At 70.5% G+C, this 21,445-nt stretch carries 17 protein-coding genes and 2 rRNA genes; 3 read left to right on the forward strand and 16 right to left on the reverse strand.

The genetic code is table 11. The features are described 5' to 3' along the window. Window positions 1-51: 51 nt before the first annotated feature. From JE024_RS15425 to JE024_RS15450, 6 genes are all read right to left on the reverse strand, one after another. On the reverse strand, window positions 52-906 hold the full coding sequence (locus JE024_RS15425; protein WP_205374137.1) for a class I SAM-dependent methyltransferase: 855 nt from the start codon (window positions 904-906) through the stop codon (window positions 52-54). Window positions 907-1,404: 498 nt separating this feature from the next. Further along, complete coding sequence (locus JE024_RS15430; protein ID WP_205374138.1) at window positions 1,405-3,066, reverse strand: bifunctional uroporphyrinogen-III C-methyltransferase/uroporphyrinogen-III synthase; 1,662 nt, start codon at window positions 3,064-3,066, stop codon at window positions 1,405-1,407. Beyond that, window positions 3,063-4,022, reverse strand: coding sequence for a hydroxymethylbilane synthase (hemC, locus tag JE024_RS15435; protein WP_205374139.1), 960 nt, complete (start codon window positions 4,020-4,022; stop codon window positions 3,063-3,065). The genes JE024_RS15430 and hemC overlap by 4 nt, the downstream gene beginning before the upstream one ends. Then, entirely contained in the window at window positions 4,019-5,701 is a 1,683-nt protein-coding gene (locus tag JE024_RS15440; protein ID WP_205374140.1) for a glutamyl-tRNA reductase, read from the reverse strand. The genes hemC and JE024_RS15440 overlap by 4 nt, the downstream gene beginning before the upstream one ends. Then, window positions 5,698-6,423 carry a redox-sensing transcriptional repressor Rex gene (locus JE024_RS15445; protein WP_147987555.1) on the reverse strand — a complete coding sequence of 242 codons (726 nt, stop codon included), beginning with the start codon at window positions 6,421-6,423 and terminating at the stop codon, window positions 5,698-5,700. Before JE024_RS15445 ends, JE024_RS15440 begins: the two co-directional genes overlap by 4 nt. 324 nt (window positions 6,424-6,747) lie before the next feature. Beyond that, the gene (locus tag JE024_RS15450; RefSeq protein ID WP_205374141.1) at window positions 6,748-7,023 is read right to left on the reverse strand and encodes a glutaredoxin family protein; all 276 of its coding nucleotides are present in this window, start codon (window positions 7,021-7,023) and stop codon (window positions 6,748-6,750) included. 115 nt (window positions 7,024-7,138) lie between these two features. Here JE024_RS15450 and JE024_RS15455 point away from each other — a divergent pair, with 115 nt between their 5' ends. From JE024_RS15455 to JE024_RS15465, 3 genes are all read left to right on the forward strand, one after another. Beyond that, the gene (locus tag JE024_RS15455; protein WP_205374142.1) at window positions 7,139-8,083 is read left to right on the forward strand and encodes an HAD family hydrolase; all 945 of its coding nucleotides are present in this window, start codon (window positions 7,139-7,141) and stop codon (window positions 8,081-8,083) included. 350 nt (window positions 8,084-8,433) lie between these two features. Beyond that, window positions 8,434-9,279 (forward strand): ECF subfamily RNA polymerase sigma factor, BldN family, encoded by an 846-nt coding sequence (locus tag JE024_RS15460; RefSeq protein ID WP_205374143.1) that lies wholly within the window; start codon window positions 8,434-8,436, stop codon window positions 9,277-9,279. Between the two features lie 289 nt (window positions 9,280-9,568). Beyond that, complete coding sequence (locus JE024_RS15465) at window positions 9,569-10,762, forward strand: DUF5667 domain-containing protein (protein ID WP_205374144.1); 1,194 nt, start codon at window positions 9,569-9,571, stop codon at window positions 10,760-10,762. Between the two features lie 146 nt (window positions 10,763-10,908). Here JE024_RS15465 and JE024_RS15470 read toward each other — a convergent pair whose 3' ends face one another. The 10 genes from JE024_RS15470 to JE024_RS15515 form a co-directional block, all read right to left on the reverse strand. Continuing rightward, window positions 10,909-12,030 carry a lysophospholipid acyltransferase family protein gene (locus JE024_RS15470; protein ID WP_205374145.1) on the reverse strand — a complete coding sequence of 374 codons (1,122 nt, stop codon included), beginning with the start codon at window positions 12,028-12,030 and terminating at the stop codon, window positions 10,909-10,911. A gap of 80 nt (window positions 12,031-12,110) precedes the next feature. Next, window positions 12,111-13,172, reverse strand: coding sequence for an NAD-dependent epimerase/dehydratase family protein (locus JE024_RS15475; RefSeq protein ID WP_205374146.1), 1,062 nt, complete (start codon window positions 13,170-13,172; stop codon window positions 12,111-12,113). Between the two features lie 235 nt (window positions 13,173-13,407). Then, on the reverse strand, window positions 13,408-13,506 hold the full coding sequence (locus tag JE024_RS15480) for a 30S ribosomal protein bS22 (RefSeq protein WP_003948845.1): 99 nt from the start codon (window positions 13,504-13,506) through the stop codon (window positions 13,408-13,410). 122 nt (window positions 13,507-13,628) lie between these two features. Then, the gene (locus JE024_RS15485) at window positions 13,629-13,841 is read right to left on the reverse strand and encodes a helix-turn-helix domain-containing protein (protein WP_205374147.1); all 213 of its coding nucleotides are present in this window, start codon (window positions 13,839-13,841) and stop codon (window positions 13,629-13,631) included. Between the two features lie 128 nt (window positions 13,842-13,969). After that, entirely contained in the window at window positions 13,970-14,773 is an 804-nt protein-coding gene (locus JE024_RS15490) for a phosphatase (RefSeq protein WP_205374148.1), read from the reverse strand. A gap of 184 nt (window positions 14,774-14,957) precedes the next feature. After that, window positions 14,958-16,133, reverse strand: coding sequence for an acetoin utilization protein AcuC (locus tag JE024_RS15495; RefSeq protein ID WP_205374149.1), 1,176 nt, complete (start codon window positions 16,131-16,133; stop codon window positions 14,958-14,960). Continuing rightward, window positions 16,084-17,316: an MFS transporter gene (locus JE024_RS15500; RefSeq protein ID WP_205374150.1), complete on the reverse strand. Its 1,233-nt coding sequence runs from the start codon at window positions 17,314-17,316 to the stop codon at window positions 16,084-16,086. The genes JE024_RS15495 and JE024_RS15500 overlap by 50 nt, the downstream gene beginning before the upstream one ends. Before the next feature lie 43 nt (window positions 17,317-17,359). Then, window positions 17,360-18,004: an HAD family hydrolase gene (locus JE024_RS15505; protein ID WP_205374151.1), complete on the reverse strand. Its 645-nt coding sequence runs from the start codon at window positions 18,002-18,004 to the stop codon at window positions 17,360-17,362. A 106-nt stretch (window positions 18,005-18,110) separates the two neighbouring features. Continuing rightward, window positions 18,111-18,227 (reverse strand): 5S ribosomal RNA (rrf, locus tag JE024_RS15510). A 79-nt stretch (window positions 18,228-18,306) separates the two neighbouring features. Further along, window positions 18,307-21,432: ribosomal RNA gene (locus JE024_RS15515) — 23S ribosomal RNA — on the reverse strand. Between the last annotated feature and the right edge of the window lie 13 nt (window positions 21,433-21,445).

The raw sequence follows: 21,445 nt of genomic DNA on the forward strand, positions 1-21,445 counted from the left end.
GGGCCCCAGAGCCCGCGGCCCTCTCAGCGCCCCCGGCGCACCACCCCCGCGCTACGGACGCGTCGCCGTCACGACCCACGCGGCGGAGCCGAAGCGGACGCCGTCCGGGGTGGCGTGGGCCTCCAGGTCGGCGCGGAGGGTGGCGAGGGCGCGGGCGCGGCCGGCCTCGTCGAGTTCCTCCAGCATCCAGCCGAGCATGCCGGAGACGAAGGAGTAGGCCTCGTCGACGGTGCGGCCGAAGCGCATGGACAGCCGGTGGTCGTCGAAGTGCGGCGTGCGGAATCCGGCGGCGAGGAGGCGCTCGCGCACGGTGTCCGGGTCCGACATGAAGAACGGCCCGGGCGCGTCCGCCGGCGGGGGGCCGACGTCCCGGCCGTCGGCGAGGTCCGCCACGAAGGAGCGGAACCACTCGTTGCGGGAGACGTCCTGCCACACCAGCAGCACCAGCCGCCCGCCCGGACGCAGGGCCCTGGCGACGTTGCGGAAGGCGGCCACCGGGTCGGCGAAGAACATCGAGCCGAGCCGGCTGATGGCGACGTCGAAGGACGCCTCGTCGAAGGGGTGGGTCTGGGCGTCGGCGTGCTCGTGGCGGATGCTGTCGAGCCCCTCGCGCTCCGCCTCGCGGCGGGCGACCGCCAGCAGCGGCCCGGAGAGGTCCACGCCCAGCACGGGGCCGCTCACCGTGAGCCGGGCCGCGGCACGCGAGGTGAGCCCCGCGCCGCAGCCGACGTCGAGGACCCGCTCGCCCCGCTGGAGGTGGGCGGCGTCCAGGAAGGGGCCCTGGTAGGCGTGGACGGCACGGTCGAAGTCGGCGGCGTGCTCCGCCCAGTACGTGCCCTGGTCGCCGTCCCAGGACTGTGCCTGGTCGGCGTTGGAAGGATCGACGCGCAGCGTCCTGGAGTCCATGTGACCGTCACCCACTCGTCCCGCGCCCGCCCGTGCTCCGGCGCCCTTGCCTCCGGTGTACTGCGTCGGCGGCCCTCCTGTCGAACACCCCGGCCCCGGTGTCGCCCCGTGCGGGGCGACACCCGCCCGACGCGACCCGGACCGGACGCTCACCGTGACGGCCGCGACTGCTAGGACACCCCCGCCCGACGCAACCCGGACCGGAACCTCACCATGACGACCACGACCGCCAGGACACCCCCGCCCGACGCAACCCGGACCGGAACCTCACCATGACGACCACGACCGCTAGGACACCCCCGCCCGACGCGGCCCGGACCGGAACCTCACCATGACGACCACGACCGCCAGGACACCCCCGCCCGACGCGGCGTGCGTCATGCGCGGCCGGCCGCCCCGGCGGACCGCCGGGGCGGCACCCGCGCGCAACGCGGCGTGGCCGGGCGGGAGCCTTCTCCCGCCCGGCCACGCCGGACACATCCCTGGACGCCGGGGGCGTCAGGTCGTCGTGCGACGCCTGCGCCCGCCCGGGCGCCGTTCCGACGGCCGGGTCACGTGCTCGCCGGCCTCCACGGCCGCGGCCCGGCGCGCGGCGCCGAACTCCGCGAGCGCCTCGGCGAGGCGGTGCACCGACGGCTCGGGCGACAGGACGTCGACCCGCAGGCCGTGCTCCTCGGCCGTCTTGGCGGTCGCGGGGCCGATGCACGCGATCACGGTCACGTTGTGCGGCTTGCCGGCGATGCCGACGAGGTTCCGCACGGTCGACGAGGAGGTGAAGAGCACCGCGTCGAACCCGCCGCCCTTGATCGCCTCCCGGGTCTCGGCCGGCGGCGGCGAGGCGCGCACGGTCCGGTAGGCGGTGACGTCGTCGACCTCCCAGCCGAGCTCGATCAGCCCGGCGACCAGCGTCTCGGTCGCGATGTCGGCACGCGGCAGGAAGACGCGGTCGATCGGGTCGAAGACCGGGTCGTAGGGCGGCCAGTCCTCCAGCAGCCCGGCGGCGGACTGCTCGCCGCTCGGCACCAGGTCCGGCTTGACGCCGAAGTCGACCAGCGCCGCCGCCGTCTGCTCGCCGACCGCCGCGACCTTGATCCCGGCGAAGGCGCGCGCGTCGAGCCCGTACTCCTCGAACTTCTCGCGCACCGCCTTGACCGCGTTGACCGAGGTGAAGGCGATCCACTCGTAGCGTCCGGTGACCAGGCCCTTGACCGCTCGCTCCATCTGCTGGGGCGTGCGCGGGGGCTCGACCGCGATGGTCGGGACCTCGTGCGGGACCGCGCCGTAGGAGCGGAGCTGGTCGGAGAGCGAGGCCGCCTGCTCCTTGGTGCGCGGCACCAGGACCTTCCAGCCGAAGAGCGGCTTGGACTCGAACCACGCGAGCTGGTCGCGCTGCGCCGCGGCGCTGCGTTCGCCGACCACGGCTATGACCGGCTGGTGCCCGTCCGGGGACGGCAGCACCTTGGCCTGCTTCAGGGTCTGCGCGATGGTGCCCAGCGTCGCCGTCCACGTCCGCTGGCGGGTGGTGGTGCCGGCGACGGTGACGGTGAGCGGGGTGTCCGGCTTGCGGCCGGCCGCCACCATCTCGCCGGCCGCCGCGGCGACCGAGTCGAGCGTGGTGGAGACGACGGCCGTGCCGTCGCTCGCCCCGACCTCGGTCCAGCAGCGGTCGGACGCCGTGCGGGCGTCGACGAACCGGACGTCGGCGCCCTCCGAGTCCCGCAGCGGGACACCGGCGTACGCGGGCACGCCGACGGCCGTGGCGATGCCCGGCACGACCTCGAAGGGAATGCCCTCGGCGGCGCAGGCGAGCATCTCGCGGCCCGCGTCCGTGTCCAGGCCCGGGTCGCCGGTCACGGCACGGACGACCCGCTTGCCGCCGCGCGCGGCCTCCATGACAAGATTGGCCGCGTCCCTGAGAACAGGGATGCCGGCGGACACTGACGCGTCGTCAACTACCGTCAGCTCAGGCGTGCTTACGCCCGCCCGGGCATGGCTGCGGACGACCTCCAGCACAGCGGGCTCGGCGACCAGGACGTCCGCGCCGGAGAGCGCCTCCACGGCGCGCAGGGTCAGCAGACCGGGGTCGCCGGGACCGGCACCCAGGAAGGTGACGTGCCCGTGTGCCGGGAGGGCCGGATGGTTCGAGGTGGTGGGGCTCAAAGTGCTCGCTCCCCCATAAGACCGGCCGCACCCTTGGCGAGCATCTCGGACGCGAGTTCGCGACCGAGCGCGATGGCGTCGCCGTGCGACGTGGGTACGGGACCGGTGGTGGACAGCTGCACCAGCGCGGAGCCGTCGGTCGTGCCGACGACGCCCCGCAGGCGCATTTCGGTGGCATCCTGTCCGTCGTCCAGCAGGTCGGCCAGCGCACCCACAGGTGCGGAGCAGCCGGCCTCCAGGGCGGCGAGCAGGGAGCGCTCGGCGGTCACGGCGACCCGCGTGCGCGGGTCGTCGAGCTCGGCGAGCGCGGCGACGAGTGCGGCGTCGGCCGCCGGACACTCGATCGCCAGGGCCCCCTGGCCGGGGGCGGGCAGGACGAAGTCGACCGACAGGAAGTCGGTCACCTCGTCGGTCCTGCCGATGCGGTGGAGTCCGGCGGCGGCGAGCACGACGGCGTCGAGTTCCCCGCTCCGGACGTATCCGATCCGGGTGTCGACGTTGCCGCGGATCGGCACGGTCTCGATGCGCAGCCCGTGGGAGCGGGCGTACGCGTTGAGCTGCGCCATGCGGCGCGGCGAGCCGGTGCCGACGCGGGCGCCGTCCGGCAGCCGGTCGAAGGCGAGCCCGTCGCGGGCGACGAGCGCGTCGCGCGGGTCCACCCGCGGGGGCACGGCGGCCACGGTGAGGCCCTCGTGCTCGGCGGTGGGCAGGTCCTTCAGGGAGTGGACGGCGAAGTCCACCTCGCCGCCCAGCAGCGCGTCGCGCAGCGCGGCGACGAACACCCCGGTGCCGCCGATCTGCGACAGGTGCTCACGGGAGGTGTCCCCGTACGTCGTGATCTCGACGAGCTCGACGTCCCGGCCGGTGGCGCGGCGCACCGCCTCGGCCACGTGCCCGGACTGGGCCATGGCGAGCTTGCTGCGCCTGGTCCCGAGCCTCAGTGCCCTCTCGGTCATACTCGCCCTCGGTTCTTGACGTCTGCGTCATTCAGATCGGCCCGGCTGACGGAGGCGACCGTCTCCGGGTCGAGGTCGAACAGGGTCCGCAGCGCGTCCGCGTACCCGGCTCCGCCGGGCTCTCCGGCCAGTTGCTTGACCCGCACCGTGGGGGCGTGCAGGAGCTTGTCCACCACACGGCGCACGGTCTGGGTGATCTCGGCGCGCTGCTTCTCGTCGAGTCCGGTGAGCCGCCCGTCGAGGCGGGCCAGTTCGCCGGCCACCACGTCGGCCGCCATGGTGCGCAGCGCGACGACGGTCGGAGTGATGTGGGCGGCGCGCTGGGCGGCGCCGAAGGCGGCCACCTCGTCGGACACGAGGGTGCGCACCTGGTCCACGTCGGCGGCCATCGGCGCGTCGGCGGAGGCGTCGGCGAGGGACTCGATGTCGACGAGGCGCACGCCGGTGAGGCGGTGCACGGCGGCGTCGACGTCCCGCGGCATGGCGAGGTCGAGCAGCGCGAGGCGCACGGGGCCGCCGTCGCCGGCGGCGGGCGCCGGGCGGGCGGAGTGCTGCGGGGCCCGGGGGGTGCTCGCGGCCCAGGCGGCGTGCTGCGTGAGCGAGCCGGCGGGGGTGTCGTCGAGCCCGACGGGGCATTCGGAGCCTGGGGCAACGTCCACGCCGCCGGTCACGCCGGTGATCGCCGCGCGGGCGGACCGCGCGGATTCGTCGTCGAAGGCGCCGGGGGCGTCGGCGGCGCCGGGCAGCTCGGCCACCCGTCCGTCACGGGCGGCGGCCGCCGCCAGGCGGGCCACCAGGCTGCCCTCGGGGGCGCGCAGGTCGGCGCCCTTCCGGGCGGCGGGCACCACGTGCTGGGCCACGGCCGCGGCGACGGTCCCGGCGTTGAGGACGAGGCCGGTCGCGCCGGTGCAGGACACCACCACGTCGGCACGTGTCAGCTCGTGCTCCACCTCGGACATGGGGACGGCCACGGCGCGCACGCCGGTCTCCGACAGGGCGGCGGCCAGCCGGTCGGCACGCTCCCGGGTCCGGTTGGCGACGACGAGTTCGCGTACGCCGAGCCGGGCCAGCGTGGTCGCGGCGAGCGAGGACATGGAGCCCGCGCCGATGACCAGCGCCCGCTTGTCGGCGGCCCAGGTCCCGACGGGCTCGCCGGCGGCGAGCTGCTCCAGGCCGAAGGTGACGAGCGACTGCCCGGCCCGGTCGATCCCGGTCTCGCTGTGGGCGCGCTTGCCGACCCGCAGCGCCTGCTGGAACAGGTCGTTGATCAGCCGCCCGGCGGTGTGCAGTTCCTGTCCGCGGGCCAGGGCGTCCTTGATCTGGCCGAGGATCTGGCCCTCGCCGACGACCATCGAGTCGAGTCCGCACGCCACCGAGAACAGGTGGTGCACGGCCCGGTCCTCGTAGTGCACGTACAGATAGGGGGTGAGCTCCTCCAGGCCGACGCCGCTGTGCTGGGCGAGCAGCGTGGAGAGCTCCGCGACACCGGCGTGGAACTTGTCGACGTCCGCGTAGAGCTCGATGCGGTTGCACGTCGCGAGGACCGCGCCCTCGGTCGCGGGCTCTGCGGCCAGGGTGTCCTGCAACAGCTTGACCTGCGCGTCAGCGGAGAGCGACGCGCGTTCCAGCACGCTCACCGGGGCGCTGCGATGACTCAGTCCGACCACCAGGAGACTCATGCCGGCATCACGGCGGGCATGTCCCCGTCAGGTCCCTTCCGCGCCGAGGACTCGGCTTCCTCGCCGGCCTTCCGCTGCTCGTGGAAGGCGAGGATCTGCAGCTCGATCGAGAGGTCGACCTTGCGCACGTCGACGCCGTCCGGCACGGACAGCACGGTGGGGGCGAAGTTGAGGATGGAGGTGACACCGGCGGCGATCAGCCGCTCGCAGACCTGCTGGGCGGCGCCGGCGGGCGTCGAGATCACGCCGATCGAGACGCCGTTGTCACTGATGATCTTCTCCAGCTCGTCCGTGTGCTGGACGGGGATTCCCGCGACGGGCTTGCCCGCCATCGACGGGTCGGCGTCGATCAGCGCGGCGACACGGAAGCCGCGGGACGCGAAGCCGCCGTAGTTGGCGAGCGCGGCGCCGAGGTTTCCGATGCCGACGATGACGACCGGCCAGTCCTGGGTGAGCCCCAGCTCACGGGAGATCTGGTAGACGAGATACTCGACGTCGTAGCCGACGCCCCGGGTCCCGTAGGAGCCCAGGTAGGAGAAGTCCTTGCGCAGCTTCGCGGAGTTGACGCCCGCCGCCGCGGCGAGCTCCTCGGAGGAGACCGTGGGCACGGACCGCTCCGACAGAGCCGTCAGCGCGCGGAGGTACAGCGGGAGCCGGGCGACGGTGGCCTCGGGGATTCCTCGGCTACGGGTCGCCGGTCGGTGATTTCGGCCAGTTGCCACGATGCTCCTGGGGGATGAGCGAGGCTGCAGGCGGCCGTGTGTCTCAAGACCGCCCCGTCGAATGCAGGCTATGTCTTTGTGAACGCGTGCACAAAGATGGTGTCCGCTTTGTCCGTGCAAAGTGATGGGGGTCACGCGATCCGGGGGCCCGATCCTGGAACCGCGCACCGTCCAGGGCCGTTCGGGGCTCGAAGGGGACAAAGGCGTACACACTCCTCGCGACGTCGCCCCCCGAGACCGCTTGGCGACACCACTGTGCCCTGTGCACCCGCCCTGCGGACAGGGCCCGGAGCCCCCTGGATTCCCGGCCCCCTCACCGCCCCCTCACTCCCGCAGCGCCCGGCGCAGCCGCGCCGGGTCCACCCGCCAGAAGGTGTGCTGCTCACCGTCGACCAGCACCACCGGGATCTGCTCCCAGTAGGCGCGGTGCAGCTCCTCGTCCCGGGTGATGTCCTTCTCCTCGAACGACGCCCCGGTCTCGGCGCACACGACCCGCACGACCTCGCGCGCGTCGTCGCACAGATGACAGCCGGGCTTGCCGATCAGCGTGACGACACGCTCGTCGGCCTTCTTCTTCGTACGGCGCAGCAGCGGACTCATGCCCTCCATTCTGGCCGCGCCGGACGGCCCCGTTTAACGGCGCGGACCCGGACTGTTCACGTCACCGCATCCCGCCGGGTCGGGAGCGGTGACGCGGACTGGCTATGCTCACGACATGGCCGCACTGGGATGGCTCACCCCCCGAAGGCGCTCCGCCACCGCACGCAGCGTGCTGGCAGGCGAGGCCGCAGCCGAGGCAGCCCGCAAGTCCTCGCAGACCATCGAGGCGCTCCAGGAGCTCGAGGGCGAGCACGCGCCGCCCGCCGAACCGGTCTTCCCCGTCGCCGGTGACGTGCACGCCGCCGCCTTCTTCGACCTCGACAACACGGTGATGCAGGGCGCGGCGATCTTCCACTTCGGCCGCGGGCTGTACAAGCGCAAGTTCTTCCACCGCAGCGAACTGGCCCGGTTCGCCTGGCAGCAGGCCTGGTTCCGGCTGGCCGGCGTCGAGGACCCCGAGCACATGCAGGACGCCCGCGAGAGCGCCTTGTCGATCGTGAAGGGCCACCGCGTCTCCGAACTGATGACCATCGGCGAGGAGATCTACGACGAGTACATGGCCGACCGCATCTGGCCGGGCACCCGGGCACTGGCCCAGGCGCACCTGGACGCGGGCCAGAAGGTCTGGCTGGTGACGGCCGCGCCGGTCGAGACGGCCACGATCATCGCCCGCCGGCTCGGCCTGACCGGCGCGCTGGGCACCGTCGCCGAGTCCGTCGACGGCGTGTACACCGGCAAACTCGTCGGCGAACCGCTGCACGGCCCGGCGAAGGCGGAGGCGGTGCGCGCCCTGGCCGCCGCCGAGGGGCTCGACCTGGAGCGCTGCGCCGCGTACAGCGACAGCCACAACGACATCCCGATGCTGTCCCTGGTGGGCCACCCGTACGCGATCAATCCCGACACCAAACTGCGCAAGCACGCCCGCGCGCGCGACTGGCGCCTGCGCGACTACCGGACGGGGCGCAAGGCCGCGAAGGTCGGCATCCCCGCCGCCGCGGGTGTCGGCGCGCTGGCCGGCGGCACCGCCGCCGCCGTCGCCCTCCACCGCCGCCGCCGCTGACGGCCCGGCCCCGCCCCGCTCCCGGCTCTCCGCCCCTGCCCCGGCCCCGCTCCCGGGCCGCCGTCCGGCGACGCTCCGCGGCCGTCGGCGGGACGCTCCGTCAACACCGCTCCACGGGCGCTCCCCAGACAGATCCCGACGCAATTCGATCAACAACTGCTCACGATGTGCGACGTGATGCGTCATCAAGACGGCACAGAACCGTCGTAAACGGCGATTTGAGCAACTGGGTGTAGCACTGCCTGTACGAAGCGTTATTCTCCTCAGACGCATGACGGACCCCACCAGTCATCACGACGGGTGAACGGTCCCGCACTGAACGTGATGAAAGCTCTGCCTCTGGGAGTCCCGTGTACCCACACGTCGGGGTTGACGCCTCGGGCCTGGCTACGCTGCGCGCAGCGGTCATCGACCACTTGCGCGGCCTCGTCCCCGCCGCGTACGCCGTCCCCGCATTCGCCGCACCCGCTCTCGCCGCCGGCGGACCGGTCGCCCCCTGCTACGCCCTGGCGGACGGCATCGAGTCGGGCCCGGCCCGCACCGCCGTCGCCGACGGGCGCCGCGCGGGCGAGGCCCGCACCGTCGCCCGGCGGGGCGCCCGGGCCGCCGGCACCTCGACCACCGCCCGCCGCCCCACCGCCGACAGCGACAGCGCCCGCATGATGGACCTCGTCGAGCGCGCCCAGGCGGGCGAGGCCGAGGCGTTCGGCAGGCTGTACGACCAGTACAGCGACACCGTCTACCGCTACATCTACTACCGCGTCGGCGGGAAGGCGACGGCGGAGGACCTGACCAGCGAGACGTTCCTGCGCGCCCTGCGCCGGATCTCCACGTTCACCTGGCAGGGCCGCGACTTCGGCGCCTGGCTGGTGACGATCGCCCGCAACCTGGTCGCCGACCACTTCAAGTCGAGCCGCTTCCGCCTGGAGGTGACCACCGGCGAGATGCTCGACGCCAACGAGGTCGAGCGCAGCCCGGAGGACTCCGTCCTGGAGTCCCTGTCCAACGCCGCCCTGCTCGAAGCCGTGCGCAAGCTCAACCCGCAGCAGCAGGAGTGCGTGACCCTCCGCTTCCTCCAGGGCCTGTCCGTCGCGGAGACCGCCCGCGCCATGGGCAAGAACGAGGGGGCGATCAAGACCCTCCAGTACCGGGCCGTCCGCACCCTCGCCCGGCTGCTGCCGGACGACGCCCGCTGACCTTCCGCCCCTCCCCCGCGGGCCCCGGTCCGCGCCACCCCCACAGGGGACCCCACACCCCGCACCCACCCCCGACCCAACTCACCCTCGGTGACGCCTCGATGACGCACTGGTCCGATCATCTTTCGCGCGTAACCCAAGTGCCGCGCCGCTCGTTGTGCGGGATGCAGGCTCCCTCTGGACGCGCCATGCCCGCAGCCACTCACTCGTTCGTGTGGATGTGCTCAAGGCGTGCAACCCTCCAGCCCCCCAGGGGAGTCGACCGTCATGACGAGAGGAGGTGCCGCCAGTGATCGCGAACGTTTCGGCACACCGGCGGGCGAGCGCCTTCGCCCAGGCCTTGGAAGACCAGGCGGCCGAACAGCCCGAGGCCCCGGTCGAGGAGACCGGGCAGGAGCGGCTGCTCAGCCTGGCACACGGTCTCGGCGAACTGCCGAAACCGCAGATGGACCCCGAGGTCAAGGTGGTCCAGCGCGCACAGCTCGTGGCCGCCATGGAAGCGATGCTCATCGAGGGCGCCGCCGGCACAGGCGCGTCCACGGGCCCTACCGTGCCCGAGCAGCGGACCCACGGCCGCGGCGCCCATCGGGCCTCCCCGCTCCGGAAGTTGCGGCCGCGTTCCCGGTGGTCGAAGGGGCTTGCGGCCGGCGGACTGACCGTGGGCGTGGCCGCGGGCGCGTTCAGCGGAGTGGCCGCTGCCAGTGGCGACGCCCTCCCGGGTGACTCGCTGTACGGGCTCAAGCGCGGCATGGAGGACTTCCGGCTGGTCCTCGCGGACGGCGACTCCGACCGCGGCGAGCTCTACCTCGACCAGGCCTCCACCCGGCTGAGCGAGGCCCGCCGCCTGATGGAGCGCGACCGCGCGGGCAGTCTGGACCACGAGTCGCTGAGCGAGATCCGCCGGGTGCTCACCGGCATGCGGCACGACGTCGGCGAGGGCCACCGGCTGCTGAGCGCCGCCTACGCCCGCGACGGCTCCCTCGGCCCGATCGCCACGCTCGACTCCTTCTCCCGCTCCCACCGCGACACCTGGAACGGCCTGCGCGACCGGCTCCCCGTCCAGCTCGCCGACGTCGGCGCCGACGTGAGCTCGGCCTTCGACGCCATAGACGAGGAGGTCGGGCCGCTCCAGTCCCTGCTGCCGCCCACCCCGCAGGGCGACGCCCCCGGATCCCGGACCCCGGGCACGGGCGAGGGGTCCGGCGGTGCCGCCGAGCCCGGCAGCGCGGCACCCTCCGCGCCCGGGCAGGAGAGCGGCCGGCCGGGCCAGGACACGGCACCCCGCCCGTCCGGGTCCAGCTCCGCCCCCGCCGACGACGGTCTGCTCGGCGGGAACACCGGCGGTCTGCTCGACCCGCCGCCGCAGCAGACCACGCCGTCCCCGTCCGGCAAGCAGTCGCAGGACCCCGTCCCCGACGTGACGATCCCGCCGCTGCTGCCGGGCATCCTCCCCGGCCTCGGCTTCGACGCCGAGGACGAGTGACGGGCGGGCCACCAGCCCCGCCCCGCCGCACGGCAGGAGAAGGGGGCTTCCACCGGACCGGTGGAAGCCCCCTTCCGCTGTCCCGGAACAAGCCGGAAGAAGCCGGGACAAGCCGCGGGAAGCCGGCGGCCGGGAGAGCTCCGAGGTCAGAAGAAGACCGAGCGCCGCTGCACCAGCAGCTTGTACAGCGTGTGCTGGATCTGCTCGCGCACCTGGTCGGTCAGGTTGAACATCAGCATCGGGTCCTCCGCCGCCTCCGGCGGATACCCGTCCGTCGCGATCGGCTCCCCGAACTGGATCGTCCACTTCGTCGGCAGCGGCACCGCGCCCAGCGGGCCCAGCCACGGGAAGGTCGGCGTGATCGGGAAGTACGGGATGCCCAGCACCCGCGCCAGCGTCTTGGCGTTGCCGATCATCGGGTAGATCTCCTCGGCCCCGACGATCGAACAGGGCACGATCGGCGCCCCCACCCGCATCGCCGTCGACACGAAGCCGCCCCGGCCGAAGCGCTGCAGCTTGTAGCGGTCGGAGAACGGCTTCCCGATGCCCTTGAACCCCTCCGGCATCACCCCGACGACCTCGCCCCGCGTGAGCAGCCGCTCCGCGTCCTCCGCGCACGCCAGCGTGTGCCCCGCCTTGCGGGCCAGTTCGTTGACCACCGGCAGCATGAACACCAGATCGGCGGCGAGCAGCCGCAGATGGCGCCCCGCCGGGTGGTTGTCGTGGACGGCCACCTGGAGCATCAGTCCGTCCAGCGGCAGCGTCCCTGAGTGGTTGGCCACCACCAGCGCCCCGCCGTCGGACGGGATGTTCTCGATCCCCTTCACCTCGACGCGGAAGTAGTTCTCGTACAGCGGCCGGAGCAGCGACATCAGGACCTGGTCGGTGAGCTCCTCGTCGAAGCCGAACTCGTCGACCTCGTAGTCGCCGGTCAGCCGCTTGCGCAGAAACGCCAGACCGCCCGCGACCCGCCGCTCCCAGCTCCCGCCCGCCGCCGCGGGCGCCTCCTCGCCGGACGCGCCGTCCCCCGGCGCACCGGGCGACTCCCCCGGCTGCTCGGGCAGCGCGCTGACCACGTTCTCCCGGGCCCCCGCAGCGCGCCCCCGGGGCAGCCGTGCCGAGGCGGGCCGCTCGGCCGCCGCCGGCTCCCCGGCCGCGGCCTGGTCGGGCTTGTGGCGGCCCGTCCCGGCGGGGCGCCGCCGCGCCGGGCGCTGCGCGCCGCCGCGCGAACGGTCGTCGTCGAACGGAATGACCTTGGCGTCCGCCATCGTCGGCTGTGCTCCTTGTCCGGCCGTTCCCCGGGCGTCCCCGGGCCTGTCCGCGCCTGTCGGGCGCCGTGCGCCGCCGCTCATCCGGTGCCGCGCGGCGCCCGCGCGCCGTGCCCGGCGGGCAGGGCCGCCGCCACCTGGTCGACCGCCCGCACCAGGGCCTCGGGCGGCAGCAGCCCCGGGCCCTTGCTGCGGGCGAAGTCCGTGAACGTCTCCGCCGTCGTGTACCGCGGGGTGAAACCCAGTGTCTCGCGCATCTGTACGGTGCTGACCACCCTGCCGTGGGTGAGCAGCCGGATCTGCTCGGGCGAGAAGTCCGTCATCCCGACCGTCCGCAGCGCCGAGCCGATCCAGGTCACGGCCGGCAGCAGCACCGGGACGGTGGGCCGCCCCAGCCGCCGCGAGCACTGCGACAGGGTGAGCACCCCGTCGCCGGCGATGTTGAAGGTGCCGCTGTTCAGCGTGCCCCGGCGCGGCTCGTGGAGCGCGATCCGCAGCACGTCGATCACATCGTCCTCGTGGACGAACTGGAGCCGGGGGTCGTAGCCGAAGACCGTCGGCATCACCGGCAGCGAGAAGAACTCCGCGAGCGGCGAATCCGCGCACGGCCCCAGGATGTTCGCGAACCGCAGTACGCACACGGCCACGTCCGGACGGCGCCGGGCGAAGCCGCGCACATATCCCTCGACCTCCACCGCGTCCTTGGCGAAGCCGCCGCTCGGCAGCGACTTGGGCGGGGTCGTCTCCAGGAACACGGCGGGGTCGCGGGGCGCGGAGCCGTACACACTCGTGCTGGACTTGATCACCAGCCGCCGGACGGTCGGCGACTTCTGGCAGGCACCGAGAAGCTGCATGGTGCCGATGACGTTGGTCTCCTTCACCGACGTCCGGCCCCCGGCGCCCAGCGGTGTGCCGGTGACGTCGAGGTGCACCACGGTGTCCACGGCGTGCTCGGCGAGGACGCGGGCGATGGCCGGCTGGCGGATGTCGGCACGGACGAACTCGGCGCCGCCCAGTTGGTGTCCGGGCGTCTGCGCGTCGACCGCGATCACCCGGTCCACCTCGGGATCGCGCCCGATGCGGCGCACGAGACGGCCGCCGAGCTGCCGGGCCACACCGGTGACGAGCACGACCTTGCCCAAGATCAGCGCCTTCCCCTAGGTCCTTGCGTCACCGTAGCGCGTCGGTGTTGCGCTGTGATGACCGCACGGCGCACTTTTGCCAGGACCTTTCATTTCACGCCCCTGCCCTGCCTCCAGGGCACTCCCAGGGCCCTCACGAAGCCCCTCCGGACGTGCCCGGGCGGGAATTCCCCCCGGACGCACCTCGGCCCTCCCACCGGGACGGTGGGAGGGCCGAGAGACGGACAGCTGCCGCTTACTTCTTGTTGCGACGCTGAACGCGCGTGCGCTTGAGCAGCTTGCGGTGCTTCTTCTTGGCCATCCGCTTGCGCCGCTTCTTGATAACAGAGCCCACGACTACCCTCGCTCACTTCTCTTCACTCGGTGCGGGGCGTCTGGGCCCACACGACCTACGTCGGCCTAGCCTACCTGCCGCCGAGTGAGGGACGTAATCCGAGGGCAACCGACCGGCCCCCGTCACGCCGATTCCACCCCCACGAAGGATTCACGGAGATACTCGTGCACCGCTTGCTCCGGCACCCGGAAGGACCTCCCCACCCTGATCGCCGGCAGATGACCGCTGTGCACCAGGCGGTACACCGTCATCTTCGACACCCTCATCACCGAGGCGACTTCCGCCACGGTAAGGAACTTGACCTCGTTGAGAGGCCTTTCGTTGCCAGCTGTCATGACCCACCTGTACCTTCCGCACCCGACGCGCACCGGCTTCCCCTCCGGTGACTCTTCGTCGCTGTGCGCTCACTGCCCAGACTAGGGGCGGGTGATGCGAGTGGGGAAGAGGAGCTGCAATCGGTCTCCTACTGTGACAGACGGGCCTGATTGAGCACATAGCGCGTGAGCGGCAGATAGTCGTCCGCCCGGACGGCGTCGTCGAGGGGCACCGCGACCGACACCCGGCCCTCCGCCTCCCCGACGAACAGGGCGGGATCGTCCGTATCGGCCAGCCCGATGGCCTCGATGCCCAGCTGACCTGCCCCGCAGACCCAGCCGTGGTCGCCGACGACCAGTTCCGGCAGCGGCCCTTCCCCCTCGGCCGCGGCCTCCAGCGCGAGCCGGACCGGCAGCGGCGAATGCGTGTGCGCACCGGGCCCGGCACCGGCCCCCTCACGGAGCAGCGCGACCCCCCGTACGTAGACGAGGGTGAGCGTACGTACGCCGAACCGGGTCGTTATGTCGACACTTCGCCCCTGCGCAGGGGTGAGAACAGGACATCCCGCCGCCGACACCGCGTCTGCGAGACCGGCGTAGAACCCCAGCAACCGGTGCGGATGCCCCGTACCGAACAGCACCGGGGCCCGCCGGCGCACCGCGTCCCCCAGCCGTCCGGCGAACGCGGACAGGGCCCGCAGCGTCAGCTCGGGGTCGATCACGTCGTCCCCGCGCACACAGGCCGGGTCCGCCGACACCCCGCACTTGGCCGCCATCAGCGCGATCAGCCGGCGCTCGCTCCACCGGGACACCGGGTCGAGCCCGATGGTCACCCGCGGATCGCCGGCGGCGAACGCGCGATAGCTGCGCAGGCTCGTCTCCCGCGAGGTCGCCACGTCCCCGGCCAGCCGTGCGGCCAGCAGATGCGCCCGCAGCGCAGTGGTGCTCAACACCCCTCAGATGCTGGCGCAGTGGCCGGTCCGCTTGGCGAGAACCCCGGAAAACCCGCACAGTTGGCGTAATGAGGCCGCTGCCTGTCCGGCTGCGGCCCCCGGGAGCGGCCTAGGTCCTCAGCCCTCCGGGGCGTCGCGCCCGACGGAGGTGAACGCGGCCCACGGGGCGTCGCGGCCGACGGGATCAGGCCAGCAGACCGCGCAGCGGGAACACCGCCCGGCGGGTCGCCAGGATCGCCTGGTCGAGCCGGTCGCCCGGGTCGTAGCCCTCGTCCCAGCCCTTCCAGCGCACCGGCCACCGGCCGTCGGTCATCCGCCCGGGCGCCAGCCGCCGGGTCCGCGCGTACACCTCGTCCCGCCAGGACGACGGGATCACCGACCCCGGGTCCACCGGCTGGTGCGCGGCGATCCCGACCAGGTGCGTCCAGGACCGGGGCACCACGTCCACGATCTCGTAACCGCCGCCGCCGAGCGCGATCCACTTCCCGTCCGCGCAGGAGTGGGCGAGGTCGTGACACGCCTCCTGGATCGCGCGCTGGGCGTCGAGCGAGACCGCCAGATGCGCCAGCGGGTCCTCGAAGTGGGTGTCCGCGCCGTGCTGGGTGACGAGCACCTGCGGCCGGAAGTCCGCGAGCAGTTCGGGGACCACGGCGTGGAACGCGCGCAGCCACCCCTCGTCGCCGGTCCCCGCGGGCAGCGCCAGATTGACGGCCGAGCCCTCGCCCGCGCCCTTGCCGCCGGTCTCCTCCGGCCAGCCGGTCTGCGGGAACAGCGTGCGCGGATGCTCGTGCAGGGAGATCGTCAGCACCCTCGGGTCGTCCCAGAACGCGGCCTGCACGCCGTCGCCGTGGTGGACGTCCACGTCCACGTACGCGACCCGCTCGGCGCCCAGTTCCAGCAGCCGGGCGATGGCCAGCGAGGCGTCGTTGTAGACGCAGAACCCGGACGCGGCACCCGGCATCGCGTGGTGGAGCCCACCCGCGAAGTTCACCGCGTGCCCGGCCTCACCGCGCCACACGGCCTCCGCCGCGCCCACCGACTGCCCGGCGATCAGCGCGGACGCCTCGTGCATACCGGCGAACGCCGGGTCGTCGACGGTGCCGAGCCCGTACGCCTGGTCGGCGCCGTGCGGGTCCGCCGACGCCGCGCGGACCGCGGCGACGTAGTCGGCCCGGTGCACGAGCCGGAGAGTGGAGTCACCCGCCGACTTCGCCGACACCACGTCCATCGCCCGGTCGAGCCCGTACGCCCGCACCAGCCCCATGGTCAGTGCGAGCCGCACCGGATCCATCGGATGGCTGTCCCCGAAGTCATACTTCGTTACCGCCTCGTCCCACATCAACAACCCGCGGCCGCTCATGACCGCCACCGTATCGGGCGTCGTCCGATCCGAACGACCGGGCGTACACGAGCGTCGCCAGCACCAGCACCATCGGCACCAGCATCGCCCCGCGGTAGCTCCAGGCGTCGCCGAGCGCGCCCACCAGGGGCGAGCCGACCAGGAAGCCCACGTAGTTGAAGACGTTCAGCCGCGCCACGGCCGCGTCGCTCCGCCCGGGGGCGAGCCGGCCCGCCGCGGCGAACGTCTGCGGCACGATCACGCAGAGCCCCAGCCCGAGCAGGGTGAAGCCCACCATGCCCGCCCAGGGCCCGGGCGCCACGGCCACCACGGCGAAGCCGGCGGCCGCCAGCAGCGTCCCGCACCGGACCACCGCCACCGCGCCGAACCGCCGCACCCCCAGGTCCCCGACGGTCCGCCCGATCAGCGTGGTGACCATGTACGCGTTGTACGGCACGGTCGCCAGCTCCTCCGAGCTGCCGAGCACGTCCTCCAGATACTTGGCGCTCCAGTTGGAGACGGTCGAGTCCCCGATGTACGCGAAGGTCATCACCAGACACAGCGGCATCAGCAGGGCGAACGGCACTCCGGAGCCGGCGGCCGCGCCGGGGCCGGCGTCCTGCGGGCCGGTGTCCGCGCCGTCGGTGCCGGTCGTGTACCAGCGGCTCGCGACCAGTGCCGCCGGCACGAGCACCAGGACGGGCGGCAGGTACGAGGTGAGGAGGGCCAGGTCCTCATGGGCGCCGACCCAGGCCAGGGAGGCGCCGGCGATCCCGCCGAGGCTGTAGGCGGCGTGGAAGCCGAGCATGATGCTCCGGCCGTAGGCCCGCTGCAGACTGACGCCCAGCATGTTCATGGAGGCGTCCAGCGCTCCGACCGCGAGCCCGAACACGCCCAGCGCGACGGCCACGTGCCACACCTCGCGCCCGCCGGCCACACCGAGCAGCGAGAGCAGGACCACCGGCTGGGACCAGCGCAGCACCGCGCCCGGCGGGAGCCGCCGCACCATGTGCCCGGTCAGCACGCTGCCGGCACCGGCCAGGACGGGCACGGCGGCGAGGAAGAGGGGAAGCAGGGCGTCGGATATCCCGTACCGGTCCTGCACGGCCGGTATCCGGGTCACCAGCAGGGCGAACGCCACGCCCTGCGAGAAGAAGCTGAACGCCAGGGAGACCCGCCCCTGACGCAGCCGCGCGTCTGTCATGGCCGCACAGCGTAGGCCCGCGGCCTACCGGGCGGTAGACGGATCACACGAGCAGTGCGAGAAGCTCCTTCATGTCGGCGAAGCAGCCCTTGGCACCCGTGAGGTCACCGGCGGTCGTCATGGCGGTGAAGCCGTACACGTCCATGCCCGCGGCCAGGGCGGCGGCGACCCCGAGCCGGCTGTCCTCGACGACGACACAGCGCTCGGGTGCCACCCCCATCTGCCGGGCGGCGTACAGGAACAGGTCGGGATCCGGCTTGCCCCGGCCCACGTCCTGCGCGCTGAAGACGACGGAGTCGTCGAACCACCGGTCCAGGCCGGTCCTGCGGTGGCCGACCCTGATGCGCTCATGGCTCCCGGAGGAGGCCACGCAGTACGGGATCCCGTCGGCCCGCAGCGCCCCCAGCACGTCCTCCACGCCCTCGACGGCGCTCAGTTCCCGCTCGAACGCCTCGAAGGTACGGGCGTGGAGCGTGGCGTCGAAGTCCGCCGGCAGCGCCTGCCCCGTCCGCTCCCGCACCAGATCGTGCACCCGGTGCACGGCGGAGCCCATGTAGTCGCGCAGGGAGTCCTCGTAGGACGTGGGGTGCCCCAGCTCGGTGAGATAGCCGGCGAGGATGACATTGGCGATCGGCTCGCTGTCGACGAGCACACCGTCGTTGTCGAAGATGACGAGGTCATAGCGCATGTGTCCGACCCTATCGACCGCCCTGGACCGGATCGCCGCGGCCCGCATCGGGCCGTGAACGCAGAAAAGCCCCGGAACAGTGTTCCGGGGCTTCCCCACAATGATTGTTCGGCGGCGTCCTACTCTCCCACAGGGTCCCCCCTGCAGTACCATCGGCGCTGAAAGGCTTAGCTTCCGGGTTCGGAATGTAACCGGGCGTTTCCCTAACGCTATGACCACCGAAACACTATGAAGATGTCGAACTACCAGCCGTCAAAGGCGAGTTCGTTACTTCAGAACTAACACAGTGGACGCGAGCAACTGAGGACAAGCCCTCGGCCTATTAGTACCGGTCAACTCCACCAGTTACCTGGCTTCCATATCCGGCCTATCAACCCAGTCGTCTACTGGGAGCCTTACCCTCTCAAGGAGGTGGGAGTCCTCATCTCGAAGCAGGCTTCCCGCTTAGATGCTTTCAGCGGTTATCCTTTCCGAACGTAGCCAACCAGCCATGCCCTTGGCAGGACAACTGGCACACCAGAGGTTCGTCCGTCCCGGTCCTCTCGTACTAGGGACAGCCCTTCTCAAGACTCCTACGCGCACAGCGGATAGGGACCGAACTGTCTCACGACGTTCTAAACCCAGCTCGCGTACCGCTTTAATGGGCGAACAGCCCAACCCTTGGGACCGACTCCAGCCCCAGGATGCGACGAGCCGACATCGAGGTGCCAAACCATCCCGTCGATATGGACTCTTGGGGAAGATCAGCCTGTTATCCCCGGGGTACCTTTTATCCGTTGAGCGACGGCGCTTCCACAAGCCACCGCCGGATCACTAGTCCCGACTTTCGTCCCTGCTCGACCCGTCGGTCTCACAGTCAAGCTCCCTTGTGCACTTACACTCAACACCTGATTGCCAACCAGGCTGAGGGAACCTTTGGGCGCCTCCGTTACCCTTTGGGAGGCAACCGCCCCAGTTAAACTACCCATCAGACACTGTCCCTGATCCGGATCACGGACCCAGGTTAGACATCCAGCACGACCAGAGTGGTATTTCAACGACGACTCCCCCTGAACTGGCGTCCAGAGTTCACAGTCTCCCACCTATCCTACACAAGCCGAACCGAACACCAATATCAAACTGTAGTAAAGGTCCCGGGGTCTTTCCGTCCTGCTGCGCGAAACGAGCATCTTTACTCGTAGTGCAATTTCACCGGGCCTATGGTTGAGACAGTCGAGAAGTCGTTACGCCATTCGTGCAGGTCGGAACTTACCCGACAAGGAATTTCGCTACCTTAGGATGGTTATAGTTACCACCGCCGTTTACTGGCGCTTAAGTTCTCAGCTTCGCCTGGACGAATCCAAGCTAACCGGTCCCCTTAACGTTCCAGCACCGGGCAGGCGTCAGTCCGTATACATCGCCTTACGGCTTCGCACGGACCTGTGTTTTTAGTAAACAGTCGCTTCTCGCTGGTCTCTGCGGCCACCCCCAGCTCACCGAGTAAATCGGATCACCAAGAATGGCCCCCCTTCTCCCGAAGTTACGGGGGCATTTTGCCGAGTTCCTTAACCATAGTTCACCCGAACGCCTCGGTATTCTCTACCTGACCACCTGAGTCGGTTTAGGGTACGGGCCGCCATGAAACTCGCTAGAGGCTTTTCTCGACAGCATAGGATCATCCACTTCACCACAATCGGCTCGGCATCAGGTCTCAGCCTTAATGTGTGACGGATTTGCCTATCACACGGCCTACACCCTTACCCCGGGACAACCACCGCCCGGGCTGGACTACCTTCCTGCGTCACCCCATCGCTTACCTACTACCACCTTGGGTCAGCGGCTCCACCACTCCGACCTCGTCCGAAGACTCAGCCGGCGGCTTCACGGCCTTAGCATTAATGGGCTCGATATTGGGCGTTTCAAAGCGGGTACCGGAATATCAACCGGTTGTCCATCGACTACGCCTGTCGGCCTCGCCTTAGGTCCCGACTTACCCTGGGCAGATCAGCTTGACCCAGGAACCCTTAGTCAATCGGCGCACACGTTTCTCACGTGTGTATCGCTACTCATGCCTGCATTCTCACTCGTGAACCGTCCACAACTCGCTTCCGCGGCTGCTTCACCCGGCACACGACGCTCCCCTACCCATCACAGCACCCGTTGGGGCTATACGCTGCAATGACACGACTTCGGCGGTACGCTTGAGCCCCGCTACATTGTCGGCGCGGAATCACTTGACCAGTGAGCTATTACGCACTCTTTCAAGGGTGGCTGCTTCTAAGCCAACCTCCTGGTTGTCTCTGCGACTCCACATCCTTTCCCACTTAGCGTACGCTTAGGGGCCTTAGTCGATGCTCTGGGCTGTTTCCCTCTCGACCATGGAGCTTATCCCCCACAGTCTCACTGCCGTGCTCTCACTTACCGGCATTCGGAGTTTGGCTAAGGTCAGTAACCCGGTAGGGCCCATCGCCTATCCAGTGCTCTACCTCCGGCAAGAAACACACGACGCTGCACCTAAATGCATTTCGGGGAGAACCAGCTATCACGGAGTTTGATTGGCCTTTCACCCCTAACCACAGGTCATCCCCCAGGTTTTCAACCCTGGTGGGTTCGGTCCTCCACGAAGTCTTACCTCCGCTTCAACCTGCCCATGGCTAGATCACTCCGCTTCGGGTCTTGAGCGCGCTACTGAATCGCCCTATTCGGACTCGCTTTCGCTACGGCTTCCCCACACGGGTTAACCTCGCAACACACCGCAAACTCGCAGGCTCATTCTTCAAAAGGCACGCAGTCACGACTGCATGTGCAAGCACATACAGCGACGCTCCCACGGCTTGTAGGCACACGGTTTCAGGTACTATTTCACTCCGCTCCCGCGGTACTTTTCACCATTCCCTCACGGTACTATCCGCTATCGGTCACCAGGGAATATTTAGGCTTAGCGGGTGGTCCCGCCAGATTCACACGGGATTTCTCGGGCCCCGTGCTACTTGGGAAATTCTCAAGCAAGCCGCATGAATTTCAGCTACGGGGGTCTTACCCTCTACGCCGGACCTTTCGCATGTCCTTCGCCTATCCATACGGTTTCTGACTCGCCGACCAGTCGGCAGACTGGTCAAGAGAACTCCCGCAACCCCGCATGCGCAACCCCTGCCGGGTATCACACGCATACGGTTTGGCCTCATCCGGTTTCGCTCGCCACTACTCCCGGAATCACGGTTGTTTTCTCTTCCTGAGGGTACTGAGATGTTTCACTTCCCCTCGTTCCCTCCACACTGCCTATGTGTTCAGCAGTGGGTGACAGCCCATGACGACTGCCGGGTTTCCCCATTCGGAAACCCCCGGATCAAAGCCTGGTTGACGGCTCCCCGGGGACTATCGTGGCCTCCCACGTCCTTCATCGGTTCCTGGTGCCAAGGCATCCACCGTGCGCCCTTAAAAACTTGGCCACAGATGCTCGCG

The sequence above is a fragment of the Streptomyces zhihengii genome (assembly GCF_016919245.1).
GTDB classification, from domain to species: Bacteria; Actinomycetota; Actinomycetes; order Streptomycetales; family Streptomycetaceae; genus Streptomyces; species Streptomyces zhihengii.

Excerpts from the sequence above, each read along its gene's own strand:
- JE024_RS15450 (WP_205374141.1), bottom strand. The coding sequence starts at position 7,023 with ATGAGTCCGCTGCTGCGCCGTACGAAGAAGAAGGCCGACGAGCGTGTC.
- JE024_RS15485 (WP_205374147.1), bottom strand. The coding sequence starts at position 13,841 with ATGACAGCTGGCAACGAAAGGCCTCTCAACGAGGTCAAGTTCCTTACC.
- JE024_RS15505 (WP_205374151.1), bottom strand. The coding sequence starts at position 18,004 with ATGCGCTATGACCTCGTCATCTTCGACAACGACGGTGTGCTCGTCGAC.
- JE024_RS15500 (WP_205374150.1), bottom strand. The coding sequence starts at position 17,316 with ATGACAGACGCGCGGCTGCGTCAGGGGCGGGTCTCCCTGGCGTTCAGC.
- JE024_RS15495 (WP_205374149.1), bottom strand. The coding sequence starts at position 16,133 with ATGAGCGGCCGCGGGTTGTTGATGTGGGACGAGGCGGTAACGAAGTAT.
- JE024_RS15470 (WP_205374145.1), bottom strand. The coding sequence starts at position 12,030 with ATGGCGGACGCCAAGGTCATTCCGTTCGACGACGACCGTTCGCGCGGC.
- hemC (WP_205374139.1), bottom strand. The coding sequence starts at position 4,022 with ATGACCGAGAGGGCACTGAGGCTCGGGACCAGGCGCAGCAAGCTCGCC.
- JE024_RS15455 (WP_205374142.1), top strand. The coding sequence starts at position 7,139 with ATGGCCGCACTGGGATGGCTCACCCCCCGAAGGCGCTCCGCCACCGCA.
- JE024_RS15425 (WP_205374137.1), bottom strand. The coding sequence starts at position 906 with ATGGACTCCAGGACGCTGCGCGTCGATCCTTCCAACGCCGACCAGGCA.
- JE024_RS15440 (WP_205374140.1), bottom strand. The coding sequence starts at position 5,701 with ATGAGTCTCCTGGTGGTCGGACTGAGTCATCGCAGCGCCCCGGTGAGC.